The following is a 14,762-nucleotide window of genomic DNA, read 5'->3' as shown; positions in this document are numbered from 1 at the left end:
AAAACTTTTAAAAGGAGAGAATATTTAATTGATAAATAAAAAACGAAAAGGATTTACACTCGTTGAAATGATTGTAGTAGTAACAATTTTAGGTGTTATATCTAGTATAGCATTAGTTAAATACAGCAAGGTTCAAGAAAGTGCTAAGCTAAATGCAGATTATACAAATGCTGCAAATATAGTAACCGCAGCTAGTATGGCTATTAATGATGATGAAAATATAGCAGAATCTCTAAGTGTAGAGTCTTTAAAGGAAAAAGGATATTTAAATACTGTTCCAGTTCCTCAAAGTACATCAGGTAAATTTGAACTTGTTATAAATGATAGTGGTACAGATATAAGTGTAAATATAAATTCTAAACAATTCTATCCAAAGTAGTATTTATATCTATATATTTTAGAGTTTAATTAAAGGAGAGGATTATAATTAAAAAAATTTTAAATTTAGAGATAAATGATGATTATATAAGGATTGTATTTTTAAGAAAAAATCATAAAAAAATTTTTATAGATAAGTCATTTACAAAAGAGATTAACTTTAATATAAAAAATGATAGTAATGAGGTTGTGAGGATTAGATACGTAGAAGATGTAGTTAGACTTGTAAAAGAGGAGATAGCTAAAACAAAAATATCATATAAAAATGTATACTTTAATATTCAAATTCAAGATATAGTTATTAGGAATATTGAAGTTATAGATACTAAGAAAAAAAGAGATATATTAAATATGATTGAATTTGAAATAACACAATACATTCCAATAAATATAAATAACTATTCAATAAAATATAAAGTTATAAATTCTAGCCATGATAAATTGAATATACAAGTGATTCTTTTTCCAAAAAGTATTATTCAATTAATTAAGAGCATTTCAGAAAATCTAAACTTAAACCCAAAGGCTATAAATATAAATTTTGATATACTGCAAAAACTCATAAACTTAGACTTGATAGAAGATTTTTTAGAAGAAGGAGTATTTATAGAGTGTAAAAAAAATCAGTTTATTATAAATATAACAAGAAATAAAAAAATAGAAGAAACATACTTACTATCAAAAGAAATAAAATCCTATGAATCAGTAAAGAAGCTATTAAGTAGTTTTAAGTGCATTTATTACTATGGAATAGAAAATTATTTTGTTGAAGAATACTTTAAAGATACAGATAGGTATATTGAAATAAGTCCATTGAAATTAAAAGATAAAGTAAAAGTAGAAAATAATTATGATAAAGGTTTAGAAGGTAGCAGTATAAATTATATAAGCAGTATAGGAATGATTATTTAAATGAAGCCTTGTAAAACTATAAATTTTCTCAATGGATTAAAAGAAACTAAATCATCTAATAAAGTATATAAACTAATAATAGTCTTAATTTTAATGTGTGTTATATTCAAATCGTTTATATATTTAAACTCTATAAGCGAACTTAAAAATTACATAAGTCAAAATACGTCAATAAAAGAATCAAAACAGGCTATACCAATGACTGAAGAGAATAGAGAGCAATTCTCTAAAATAAAATTTAATGAAATAAAAAAAATATATGAGACAGTTGGAATAAATAATATTACTAGAATATCCATAGATAAAAATAAACTGGAAGTGGAAGGAGTATGTAATGATTTAGATGTTTTAAATAATCTAAGAAAAATAAAGTACATAAAATATTATCATATAGACAGCATTGTAAGAGATGGAGAATATTACAAATTTAAAATAAAAAGTTAGATGGGTGATTATTTTTGAGATTAAATAATAGAGAAAAAAATCTACTTAAAATATTGTTCATATTAATTATTATATTAGCAACTAATATAGTATTAAGTCCACTAGAAAAAAACTTAACTAGTTTGAAGAAAGAAAAACAAAATTTAATAAATAAAATAAATAAGCAAGATAATTATCAAATAAAGGACAATAATTATAAAGATGATAAATATATAGAAAATGTTGAATTAAATGGAAATGAAGAATTGAAAAGTAATTTTAATAATTCATTTTTAGATAAAAAAACAAATAAAGATATAGTATTATTAGTAGAAAACGAACTGAGAGACATAGTGAACATAGAATATATTAATCAAGAGAGTGGTTTGGATAATAGCAATAAAAAACAAGTTAATTTAGAAATAAAAGTCAATGGTGAACTTGAAAATGTATTGAAACTTGAAGGTTTAATGAAGAATTTGAAGTTAAGTAATAAACTTGAAAAAGTAGAAATTAACAAATTAAAAACGAGTAATTTAGACATCCAAAATATTTCTAATGGAGATAAACGAGGAAAAGACAATATTGTTGAATGTAAAATGACAATTAGAGTCACATAACAAAAAAGAATAGATAAAGTAAAAAACTATTATCAATTAATAAAATTTTATAGAGGAATTAGTTTTACGATAATTCATTTCTACAAGAGGGATTGTTAGTGATTTTATCGAAATCCTAATTAAAGTTAATATATTATACCAAAATATAAGTAAATTTAAGAGAATATTTACTTATACTATAGATTGATTAATAAAAAAATGGTATAATAACAAATTGTACTTTAATTTAATAATAAGGGAGTGGAAGTCATATTGTTAGGGAGAAATGAGCTATGCCCTTGTGGAAGTGGCAAAAAATACAAGAAATGTTGTTTAAATAAAGATATTGTTTCAGAAAGAGCATGCAGAAAAACTGAACTTTCACAAAAACAATATACAGATTTATATTCAAAGTTATATGATTATTCAAGACAGGACAGATTCAAAGACGAATGTGAAAAAGCTAAAGAAATGTTTTATATAATGCAAAATGATAGTGTAAATGAAAAATTTGAAAGATTTTTTAATACTTATTTAATACAAGACCACATAATGGAAAATAAAAAGGTCATGACTGTTGGGTTTCTTGAAGAAAATGGTGCAAACTTAAGCCAATCAGAAGTATCAATATTAAAAAGTTTGTTTGAATCATATGTAAGTATTTATGAAGTAAAAGAAGTTTCTTCTGGAAAAATAGTATTAAAAGATTGTCTAAGTGGGAATGAACTTTACACAGAAGATGTAAAACTTCTAAGAAGTTTTAAAAGCGGAAGTTGTATGATAGCTAGAATTATTGATATTGAAGGAACTAACATACTGATAGATGTAACTATAAGTATATCAAATGAAGTTAAAGACATAATTTTAAAAGATGTTATGAATTTATTTAATCAATATCAAGACTTATACAAAGATATGAAGACTTTCTTAATCTATCATACACATATACTATACAAGTATATACAACAGCTTTTAGACCCAAGTATAGCTGAATACTTAAAGAGAGAAAGAGATAAGAAGAAAACAAAAGTTAATTCAGAAAATGAATTAGCTGAAGTAGAGTGCAAAGTTTTAGATACTCTTAAAGAAAATGTAGAAAAAGAAAATATAGATGCCTGTATAGAGTTTTGGAATGAGTATAAGAAAAAACATGAAAATATAAAAGGAGCTGAAAATGGTTGGGCAGCTGCTGTTGAATATTATGTTAAGAAAGAAGCAGGACAACCTATAACTCAAGTACAAATATCAAAAAAATACGATATAAGTTCCAGTACGTTAGGAAAAAGATACAAAGATTTAAAAATATCTTAATTAATTATGAAAAGCTTTAAGTCATAGATAAAGAATATATAGTATAATATATGTATAATGTTGAGAAAGAGGTATTAATAATGAGTCTTAGTTTAGGAAATGCAATTGCTGTGTCAACGAACTTTATAAAATCTAATCCAGCAGTACCTGTGTACAATGGAGAAGAAATATATGCGGTTATTTATCATATAGAAATAGGATATAATAATGGTGTATCACCTGATACCAAACAATATATAATAATAGACTATAAAGAGTTCGATTTATCTATGGATAAAAAAAATGAACTAATAGAAATAGCAAAAGAATACTGTAAATCTAAAGGTATTATAGAAAATGAAAACCTTGAAATAAATCTTTTAGATAATGAAGAAGCAGAAAACTTCTTAGAAAAGGTATTTAATAACATGAAAGTTATAAGAGGCCTTATAACTAAAAGAGGATAAATAAATGGACTATGTAGGAATAGAAAATATAACACCTTATGAAAATGTATATGAATTTAGTGTGTATAAATATGATGATGAAATCACTTTAGGTAGTAAAGAGTTATATGTGTGTGAATTAAGGGTTATATTAATTAAAGTGAATTCTCTGTATGTTGAAAGATTGAATAAGTCAGTTGAAGCAATGGTCTTAGTAAAAAACTTGAAAAAAGATTTAGATAAAGCAATTGTTGTAAATAAAATAAAGAATTTTGTGTTAGACGAGATTTGGGTAGAAAATCTAGTAAAAGAGAATATAGAAGTTATATTTGTAGAAAGCTAGGAATAACCCTAGCTTTTTTATATTACAATCTAAGAGAGGAAAACAGTATGTTAAGAGTATCTAATATAAAACTTGGAATTGATAAAGATATATCTTTATTAAAAGATATTGTACTTAAGAAGCTTAGAATAAAAGAAAAAAACTTAGTTAAATATAGTATATATAAAGAATCTATAGACGCTAGAAAAAAAGGAAAAATGGAGTTTGTTTATTCTGTAGATGTAGAAGTTAAAGATGAAGATAAAATACTCAGTTCAAAAATAAAAGATGTAACAAAAATAAAGGAAATCAGATATACAAATGTGACTATGGGTAATAAAAAATTGAAGAATAATCCTTTAGTAATTGGTAGTGGACCAGCAGGTTTGTTTGCAGGTTTAATTTTGGCTCAAATGGGTTATGAACCAATCATACTTGAAAGAGGTCTTGATGTAGACAATAGAACTAAAGATATAAGTGATTTTTGGACAACTAGAAAGTTTAAAAATAATTCAAATGTTCAATTTGGAGAAGGTGGAGCAGGAACTTTTTCAGATGGTAAACTTACAACTAGAATAAAGGATATACGATGCAGAAAAGTATTGGAAGAGTTAGTTCAATTTGGAGCACCAGATGAAATATTATACTCACATAAGCCACATGTAGGAACAGATATATTAAAAAATGTAGTTAAAAATATAAGAAATGAAATAATAAATCTAGGTGGTCAAGTTAGGTTTAATTCAAAAGTGACTGATGTAGTTGTATCAAATGATTCTATACAATCTGTAATGATAAATGGTATTGAAAAAATAGATACAGATACAGTTATATTAGCTGTTGGACATAGTGCAAGAGATACTTATGAAATGTTGTATTCAAGAGGTGTAAAAATAATTCAAAAACCTTTTGCAATAGGAGCTAGGGTTGAACATCCACAGGATTTAATAAATAAAGCACAATATAAGGAGTTTTACAATCATCCTAGACTAGGAGCAGCCGATTATAGACTTATAGAGCATGTTTCAAATGGAAGAACAGCATATACCTTTTGTATGTGTCCAGGAGGTAGTGTCATAGCATCTGCATCAAATGACTTTGAAATAGTTACAAATGGTATGAGCGAACATGCAAGGGACAAGGTAAATGCAAATAGTGCATTTTTAGTAAATGTAACTCCGGAAGACTTTAATAGTGATAATCCTCTAGCAGGTGTACATTTCCAACAAGAATATGAAAAATTAGCTTTTGAATTAGGTGGAAAAAATTACAATGCACCAGTTCAACTTGTTGGAGATTTTATCAATAATAAAGCATCTACAAATTTAGGCAGTGTTGAGCCATCATATAGACCTGGATATACACTTACAAATTTAAGTGAATGTTTACCTAGTTTTGTAACAGAAACTATGAGAGAGGCATTCATATCTCTTGATAAAAAATTGAATGGATTTGCAATGTACGATGCTGTTTTAACTGGAGTAGAGACTAGGTCATCATCACCAATAAGAATAGTAAGAGATGAGGATACTTTAGAGTCAGTAAGTGTTAAGAATCTATATCCATGTGGTGAAGGTGCTGGATATGCAGGTGGGATAGTCACAGCAGCAGTTGATGGTATAAAATGTGCAGAAAAAATAATACAAAAATACACTAATAATACAAAAATTTAACATAAATTTAATGATTTTTTAATATTTAACATGAATTTAACATTATCACTCCTATAATTTGATAAAATACAATAGGTTATAAAAATTTTTAGATACAGTAATCTCTTTACAAGGAGGAAATAATTTGAACATTATAATAAGTCTAATGGGTGGATTAGGTCTATTCTTATATGGTATGAACCTTATGGGAGAAGGTCTACAAAAATCTGCTGGGACAAAGCTAAAAAAGATAATAAAATTACTTACTAGTAACCTATTTATGGGAGTTTTAGTAGGTACAGGAGTTACAGCAGTAATACAAAGTTCAAGTGCTACTACTGTAATGGTTGTTGGTTTCGTAAATGCAGGCATAATGACATTAAAGCAGGCAATTGGTGTAATAATGGGTGCCAATATAGGTACTACTGTTACAGCCCAATTGGTATCTTTTGATCTAACTGGTATGGCTCCAGTAGCATTAGGTATAGGTATCATACTTTATTTATTTGGAAATAAGCCTAGGATAAAAAATATAGCCGAAATACTTATAGGTTTTGGTATATTGTTTACAGGTATGGATTTTATGAAAATGGCAGTTGAGCCATTAAGAGACTATCAAGGGTTTACTGACTTACTAGTTACATTTGGTAGATATCCACTACTTGGATTATTATTGGGATTTGGAATTACAGCAATAATACAAAGTTCAAGTGCATCTATGGGTATGTTGGTTGCATTGGCAGCAGAAGGTCTAGTGCCATTATCAGCAGCATTGCCAATTCTTTATGGTCAAAATATTGGGACATGTGTAACTTCGCTGTTATCGAGTATTGGTGCCAATAAAAATGCACGAAGAGCAGCTATGATGCATCTAATCTTTAATGTTTTAGGAACGGTGATATTCTTAATATTATTAAATAAGCCAGTAGTAAACTTGGTTACAAGTTGGGACCCAAGTAATGTTGCAAGACAAATAGCTAATACACATACACTGTTTAATATAATATCTGTCTTAATACTTTTACCATTTACAAAGCTTATAATAAAGTTAGCAATAAGACTTGTTCCTGATAAAGAAGGCGATATAGATGAAGATGAAGCTAAGACTATTAAATATATAGATGATAGAATGATAGAAACTCCTTCTATAGCTCTTGCAAATACGATAAAAGAAACACTTCGTATGGGTGAAAAGGCTAAGGAAAGTTTAAATGCTTCTATGGAGGCTTTAGTAGAACATGCAACTGAAAAAATAGACAAGACATATAGACGAGAGAGATTAATCAATGATTTGCAGAAAGCTATTTTGAATTACTTACTTAAACTTTCAAAAGCACCTTTAGATGATGATTCGAGAGAAGTTGTGGATACCTTGTTTAACACAGTTAATGATATAGAAAGAATTGGTGACCATGCTAAAAATATAGCTGAATTATCACAAGTTGCAATAGATTCAAATATTTCTTTCTCAGAAGAAGGACAATCTGAACTTGATGTTATGTACAATAAGGTTGTTTCAGCATATACTTATGCATTAGAATCAATGAGAACTGATAATGTAGATTTGGCTTGCAAGGTTATAAAAATCGAAGAGCAAGTTGATATAATGGAAAAATCTTGTAGAGCTAATCATATGTACAGATTGAATAATAATCTATGTAGTATAGAGAATGGAGTTATTTATTTAGATGTAATAAGTAATCTAGAGAGAATATCTGACCATGCTGTCAACATAGCACAACAAGTTATAGCTAAGAGATTAGGAAATGATTAAAAATAATATAAGAATTAAAATATAAATGAAAGAGAAACTCTAAATGATAAGTTTAGAGTTTTTTTTATTGGTTATTTATAATTCAACTATCCGATTATATAACTATTCCAATAAAGAGACTTTAATACTGCATCATAAATTTAGTACTAGATTTTTCCATAAAAATTTTACCTACAACTTAAATCTATTTAAATTTACATGTAAGGACGTATAAACTGTATTTCAATTAATTTAAACAAAGCATTATTTCTTGTCAATCATCCATATAGCATGTTTTAATTTTCTGTGAAATACAGATGATATACTATTTTTAATAACTTTATTTGATTAAAAATTTATAATTTATAGATAGTTATAGTATTTAGAAGAATCGATTTCCTGATAACAAATGGTGATATATGTATAATTTTGTGGCAAATTTTAAAAAAAAACACCCATATTTTATGTTATAATCTCTTTAAAACGAATATGCTGAAAAGAGGGATTTAAATGGGAAAAATAAATTTTGATTATAGTAAAGCTACGGAGTTTTTTTGTCAAAACGAGATAGATGTTATGCAACCATATGTAGATGTTGCACATGACATGTTACACAATAAAACGGGTTTAGGAAATACTTTTCTAGGTTGGATAGACCTTCCTAAAAATCATGATAAGGAAGAGTTTGATAGAATAAAAAAATCTGCTGAAAAGATAAAATCTGACTCAGATGTTCTTTTAGTAATAGGTATAGGAGGCTCTTATTTGGGTTCAAGAGCTGCTATAGATATGGTAAGTCATTCATTTAGAAATGGACTTAAAAAGGAACAAAGAAAGGCTCCAGAAGTATATTTCGTAGGACAAAATATAAGCTCAACATATATTATGGATTTATTAGATGTAATTGAAGGTAAGGATATTTCTGTAAATGTAATATCTAAATCAGGAACTACTACAGAACCAGCTCTTGCTTTTAGAATATTTAAAGATTATTTAGAGAAAAAGTATGGTAAAGAAGAAGCGAAAAAGAGAATTTATGCAACAACAGATTCAAGTAAAGGAGCACTTAGACAGTTAGCTACAGAAGAAGGATATGAGACTTTTGTAATACCAGATGATGTAGGTGGTCGTTTTTCTGTACTAACAGCAGTTGGATTACTTCCTATTGCTGCTGCGGGGCTTGATATTGATGCTATGATGAAAGGTGCAAGTGATGCTAGAGAAGCATTTCAAAATCCTGATTTAAAAAGTAACGATAGTTATAGATATGCTGTTGCTAGAACAATTTTACATAGAAAAGGAAAAGATGTAGAGCTATTGGTTAACTATGAACCTCAATTGCATTATGTGAGTGAGTGGTGGAAACAGCTTTATGGAGAAAGTGAAGGAAAAGAAAATAAAGGGTTATTCCCTGCTTCTGTAGATTTTTCAACAGATTTACACTCTATGGGTCAATATATCCAAGATGGGAAAAGAATTTTATTTGAGACAGTACTTAATGTTGAAAACTGTAAGAGAAATATAACTATAAATTCAGAGGAAGTAGATTTAGATGGTCTAAACTATCTAGCAGGTAAGACTGTAGATTTTGTTAATCATAAAGCTTTTGAAGGAACTCTATTAGCCCACACAGATGGAAAAGTACCTAATTTAGTAATAAATATACCTCAATTAGATGAATATAATTTTGGATATCTAGTGTATTTCTTTGAAAAAGCTTGTGGAATAAGTGGATATTTATTGGGTGTTAATCCATTTGACCAACCAGGAGTAGAAGCCTACAAGAAAAATATGTTTGCCTTATTAGGAAAACCAGGTTATGAAAAAGAAAAGGAAGAATTAGAAAAAAGACTTAAATAATTTTAAATAGTTAAGGTTTAATTAAGATTAAAATAATATAATGAAATCATCGAAAAAGAGTTTACTCAAAATAGATGATTTCATTTTTTTATGAAAAATTGGGAAAAATATATTTTGATAATTTATATTATATTAGATAGGGAGTGGTATGAGATGTCAAGAAGAAAGAAAGGTATAAGTTTAGTAATATTAGTTGCTATAATAAGTTCAATACTTAGTAGTTTACTAACAATAATTTTAGTTAAAGATAATTTAGGAAGTAAGACTACAGGAAATTCTACACCTATAGTTGTAAATGATGATGGTAAGAGTCAAAATATTTATCAAGCAGTTGCAGAAAAAGCCACACCATCTGTTGTAGGTATTACGACAACTAGCGTCGATACTAATAATATGTTTGCAATACCAACTGAAACACAAGGTGTAGGAACTGGAATCATAGTAGATTCAAATGGTTATATACTTACTAATTCTCATGTTATATCAGATGGTCAAGCTACAAGTGTAAATGTACTATTCAATGATGGTTCAACAACTTCAGGTAAAGTTGTATGGTTTGACCAACAACTTGATTTAGCTATAGTTAAAGTTGATAAAACTGGATTGACACCAGCAGAATTTGCTGATAGTGATAAAGTAAAGGTTGGAGATATATCAATAGCAATAGGTAATCCACTTGGATTAGATTTCCAAAAAACAGTTACTCAAGGGATAATAAGTGGATTAGATAGAACTATACAAACAGAAAAAACTAATATGACTGGTTTATTACAAACTGATGCAAGTATAAATGCAGGAAATAGTGGAGGACCATTATTAAATCAAAAAGGTCAAGTAATTGGTATAAACACAGCAAAAGCTTCTCAAGCAGAAGGATTAGGATTTGCAATACCAATTAATACAGCTAAAAGCATAGTTGAAGAAGTAATAAAAACTGGAAAATATGAAAAAGTGACTCTAGGTATAAAAGGTACAGATGTATCAAACTATGAGGCAGCTACAGGAACAAAATTAAGTACTGATAAAGGTGTTTATGTGGCAGAAGTAGTATCTGGCTCATCAGCAGAAAAAGCTGGAGTAAAAGTAGGAGATATTATAACTAAAGTAGGAGATGCAAATATAACAGGTATGAATGACCTAAATAAAAAGTTATATACTTTCTCAAAAGGAGCTAGTACAAAAATTACAGTAAATAGAGGCGGAAAAGCAGTAACAATAAATGTGAATTTCTAAATATGACTAGAAAGGTGGAGACTACATGATAAAGTGTAGTCTCTATTTTTATTTAATTTTTATAGTATATATATCTAAATTAACAAAAATAATATATTGTTTATGTGATATAGCTATATTTACTTATAAAAATAAATTTAATAAATATTTAAATTTAATTTATAAAATCAGTATAAATATCATAATAAAATAAAATTTTTTAATAACACTAAAAAAATATAGACAAAATAATAACAAATATAGTATTATGTAATTGTAGAAATGCTTTTCATAGATACAACCTATGAAAATAAATTACATAAAGATGAAAAAATGGAATGGATATTATTTAGGGGTGAAAAATTATGAATCCATTAGTTATAAACTTACAAAAATGTAGTATACATGATGGACCAGGAATAAGAAGTACAGTTTTTTTTAAAGGATGTCCACTTGAGTGTGTTTGGTGTCATAATCCAGAGAGTCAAACATATACAAAACAAGTTTTGTATAATGACGAAAGATGTTCAAGATGTGAAGCATGTATAAACATATGTCCTCATAAAGCAATCTTCAAAGGGGAAACAAAAATATGTTTAGACCAAGATAAGTGTGAATTTTGTGAAACTTGCTTAGACTATTGTGTAAACAATGCAAGAGAAATTGTTGGTCAAGAGTATTCTGTAAAAAGTTTGGTTAAAGAGATAGAGAAGGATAGAATTTTCTATGAAGAATCAGGTGGAGGAGTAACTCTATCAGGTGGGGAAGTAATGGCTCAAGACATGGATTTTATTTGTGGAGTAATAAATATGTGCAAATCAAAGGGGATTCATGTAGCAATTGATACTTGTGGTTATGCAAGGTCAGAAAATTATGAGAGAGTTGCAAAATGTGCAGATTTATTTTTATATGATATTAAGCTTATTGATGAAGAAAAGCACATAAAATTTACAGGAAAATCAAATGACTTAATATTGGAAAATGTTAAACTTCTGAGTGAATTAGGAGCTAATATAAATATAAGAATACCATTAATAGTAGGAGTAAATGTAGATGATGAAAATTTAGAGGTTAAAAAAATGATAGAATTTTTAAAGCCTTTGAATATAAAAGCTGTAAGTCTTCTTCCATATCATAATATTGGTAAACATAAGTATGATAAGATTTATAAAAAGTATGAGGGAGAAGAATTACAAAGACCAACTGAAGAAAAATTAGAAGAAATAAAAAGGCTGTTTGAAGCAAGTAATTTCAATACTAAGATTGGGGGGTAATAAAATGTCAAGAGGAACTTTTGAGAGAACTAAAAAATTAAGAGAAGAAAGTGTTAACGCAGAACCACACATATCTATTGAAAGAGCAGTACTTATGACAGAGGCTTATAAAAAATATGAAGGAAGTGTAGAAATTCCTGTACTTCGTGCTTTATCATTTAAGTATTATATAGAGAATAGAACTCTTAGCATAAATGATGGAGAATTAATAGTAGGTGAAAAAGGTGATTCTCCTAATGGAGCACCAACATATCCAGAAATTTGTTGTCATACTTTAGAAGATTTAGATGTAATGCACAATAGAGATATAATAAATTTCAGTGTATCTGAAGAAGCTAAAAAAATACAACAGGAAGAAATAATACCTTTCTGGAAAAAGAGACAAACAAGAGAAAAAATAATAAATGCAATGACACCTGAATGGTTAGCAGCATATGAAGCAGGTATGTTCACAGAGTTTATGGAGCAAAGAGCTCCTGGACATACAGTTTGTGGAGATACAATATATAAAAAAGGATTTTTAGATTTAAAGAAAGATGTAGAAGCAAGACTAAAAGAATTAGATTTTCTTAATGATTTAGATGCATATAATAAGAAAGCTGATTTAGAAGCTATGGCAATAGCTTGTGATGCAATGGTAATATTAGGTAAGAGATATGCTGAGAAAGCAAGACAAATGGCAGAAGAAGAAACAGATGAAGCTAAGAAAAAAGATTTATTACTAATTGCTGAAACTTGTGATGTTGTACCAGCTCATAAACCAGAAACTTATCATCAAGCTATACAAATGTACTGGTTTGTTCATATAGGGGTTACTACTGAACTTAATATATGGGATGCTTTTACTCCAGGAAGACTTGACCAGCATTTAAATCCTTTCTATGAAAGAGATGTAGAGAATGGAGTGTTAGATAGAGATAGAGCACAAGAATTACTTGAATGTTTATGGGTTAAATTTAATAATCAACCAGCACCACCAAAAGTTGGTATAACATTAAAAGAAAGTAGCACATACACAGACTTTGCAAATATAAACACTGGTGGAATAAATCCAGACGGTCAAGATGGTGTTAATGAAGTTAGTTATATAATACTTGATGTTATGGATGAAATGAAATTGATACAACCTAGTTCAAACGTTCAAATAAGTAAAAAAACTCCTCAAAAATTCTTAAAGAGAGCTTGTGAAATATCAAGAAAAGGATGGGGTCAACCAGCATTTTATAACACTGAAGCAATAGTACAAGAACTTATGGAAGCTGGAAAGACTATAGAAGATGCAAGACTTGGTGGAACTAGTGGGTGTGTTGAAACTGGATGCTTTGGTAAAGAAGCATATGTTTTAACTGGATATATGAATATTCCAAAAATACTTGAATTAACATTAAATGATGGATATGACCCAATTAGCAAAAAGCAAATAGGTATTAAAACTGGAGACCCTAGAAGTTTTAAATCTTATGAGGAATTATTTGAGGCATTTAAAAAGCAATTACATTATATGATTGATATAAAAATAGAAGGAAATGCTGTAATAGAAAATATATGTGCAAAACATATGCCTTGCCCACTTATGTCTACAATAGTTGATGATTGTATAGAAAAAGGTAAGGACTATCAAAGAGGTGGAGCAAGATATAACACTAGATATATACAAGGTGTTGGTATAGGAACTATAACAGATAGTTTAACAGCAATAAAATATAATGTATTCGATAAGAAAAAATTTGATATGGATACATTACTTAAAGCACTTGATGTTAATTTTGAAGGATATGAAGCTATACTTAATTTAGTTTCAAATAAGACTCCTAAATATGGAAATGATGACGATTATGCTGATGAGATAATGCAAGAGATATTCAACACATATTATAATGAGGTAACTGGTAGACCAACTGTTTGTGGTGGAGAATATAGAGTGGATATGTTACCAACAACTTGTCATGTATACTTTGGTGAAATTATGGGAGCAAGTCCAAATGGTAGACTTTGTGCAAAACCAGTTTCAGAGGGAATTTCACCTGAAAAAGGTGGGGATACTAATGGACCTACAGCAGTTATAAAATCTTGTGCTAAGATGGACCATATAAAAACTGGTGGAACATTATTAAATCAAAGATTTGCACCATCAGTAGTTCAAGGTGAAAAAGGATTGGATAATATGGCTAATCTAGTAAGAGCATACTTTAATATGGATGGGCATCATATACAATTCAATGTATTTGATAAAAATGTATTATTAGAGGCTCAAAAGAATCCTCAAGATTACAAAGACTTAATAGTTAGAGTTGCGGGGTATAGTGACCATTTCAATAATCTAAGTAGAACACTACAAGATGAGATAATAGGAAGAACTGAGCAAACATTCTAGGATTGTTTGTAAACAAAACTTCTTACTATATAAAAAAGCAACTGGTATAATAATAGTATAGACTATTAGATATCATTTAAAAAAATTCAGATTAATTATGAGCTAACTTTCTAAATTGGAAGTTAGCTCGTTAAGTTTAATGAAAAAATCGTTAAATTTATATTTAATAAGTGTTATATATATTAAGGAATAATTTATATTAATATAATATGGTTAGATTTTATGAGAATAAGATAATTTTAAGCAGTTAAAACATAGTTAATTTAG

General features: G+C 28.0%; 13 protein-coding genes. All 13 read left to right on the top strand.

Annotated features, from left to right (window positions below; all coding sequences use genetic code 11):
- Nucleotides 1-28: 28 nt before the first annotated feature.
- Nucleotides 29-379, top strand: a complete 351-nt coding sequence (locus ACTG48_RS18365) for a type II secretion system protein (RefSeq protein WP_021386197.1) — start codon at nucleotides 29-31, stop codon at nucleotides 377-379.
- A 188-nt stretch (nucleotides 380-567) separates the two neighbouring features.
- A complete protein-coding gene (locus ACTG48_RS18360; RefSeq protein WP_479917630.1) occupies nucleotides 568-1,290 on the top strand; it encodes a pilus assembly protein PilM in 723 nt (240 codons plus the stop codon).
- Nucleotides 1,291-1,734 (top strand): hypothetical protein, encoded by a 444-nt coding sequence (locus ACTG48_RS18355; RefSeq protein ID WP_479917629.1) that lies wholly within the window; start codon nucleotides 1,291-1,293, stop codon nucleotides 1,732-1,734.
- A 14-nt stretch (nucleotides 1,735-1,748) separates the two neighbouring features.
- Entirely contained in the window at nucleotides 1,749-2,333 is a 585-nt protein-coding gene (locus tag ACTG48_RS18350) for a hypothetical protein (RefSeq protein ID WP_479917628.1), read from the top strand.
- A 252-nt stretch (nucleotides 2,334-2,585) separates the two neighbouring features.
- Nucleotides 2,586-3,623 (top strand): YecA family protein, encoded by a 1,038-nt coding sequence (locus tag ACTG48_RS18345; RefSeq protein ID WP_021386268.1) that lies wholly within the window; start codon nucleotides 2,586-2,588, stop codon nucleotides 3,621-3,623.
- A gap of 80 nt (nucleotides 3,624-3,703) precedes the next feature.
- Nucleotides 3,704-4,069: a hypothetical protein gene (locus tag ACTG48_RS18340; protein ID WP_021386207.1), complete on the top strand. Its 366-nt coding sequence runs from the start codon at nucleotides 3,704-3,706 to the stop codon at nucleotides 4,067-4,069.
- 4 nt (nucleotides 4,070-4,073) lie between these two features.
- Complete coding sequence (locus ACTG48_RS18335; protein WP_479917627.1) at nucleotides 4,074-4,391, top strand: hypothetical protein; 318 nt, start codon at nucleotides 4,074-4,076, stop codon at nucleotides 4,389-4,391.
- A 47-nt stretch (nucleotides 4,392-4,438) separates the two neighbouring features.
- Nucleotides 4,439-6,043: an NAD(P)/FAD-dependent oxidoreductase gene (locus tag ACTG48_RS18330; protein WP_479917626.1), complete on the top strand. Its 1,605-nt coding sequence runs from the start codon at nucleotides 4,439-4,441 to the stop codon at nucleotides 6,041-6,043.
- Nucleotides 6,044-6,167: 124 nt separating this feature from the next.
- Nucleotides 6,168-7,796: a Na/Pi cotransporter family protein gene (locus tag ACTG48_RS18325; protein ID WP_021386231.1), complete on the top strand. Its 1,629-nt coding sequence runs from the start codon at nucleotides 6,168-6,170 to the stop codon at nucleotides 7,794-7,796.
- A 489-nt stretch (nucleotides 7,797-8,285) separates the two neighbouring features.
- Entirely contained in the window at nucleotides 8,286-9,635 is a 1,350-nt protein-coding gene (locus ACTG48_RS18320; protein ID WP_479917625.1) for a glucose-6-phosphate isomerase, read from the top strand.
- Nucleotides 9,636-9,788: 153 nt separating this feature from the next.
- The gene (htrA, locus tag ACTG48_RS18315; RefSeq protein ID WP_021386234.1) at nucleotides 9,789-10,868 is read left to right on the top strand and encodes a serine protease HtrA; all 1,080 of its coding nucleotides are present in this window, start codon (nucleotides 9,789-9,791) and stop codon (nucleotides 10,866-10,868) included.
- 344 nt (nucleotides 10,869-11,212) lie between these two features.
- Nucleotides 11,213-12,121: a trans-4-hydroxy-L-proline dehydratase activase gene (locus tag ACTG48_RS18310; RefSeq protein ID WP_479917624.1), complete on the top strand. Its 909-nt coding sequence runs from the start codon at nucleotides 11,213-11,215 to the stop codon at nucleotides 12,119-12,121.
- 4 nt (nucleotides 12,122-12,125) lie between these two features.
- On the top strand, nucleotides 12,126-14,495 hold the full coding sequence (hypD, locus tag ACTG48_RS18305) for a trans-4-hydroxy-L-proline dehydratase (RefSeq protein WP_021386184.1): 2,370 nt from the start codon (nucleotides 12,126-12,128) through the stop codon (nucleotides 14,493-14,495).
- Nucleotides 14,496-14,762: the final 267 nt, after the last annotated feature.

Source organism: Clostridioides sp. LIBA-6822, assembly GCF_056688955.1.
This window is presented reverse-complemented; position numbering and strand designations above follow the sequence as displayed.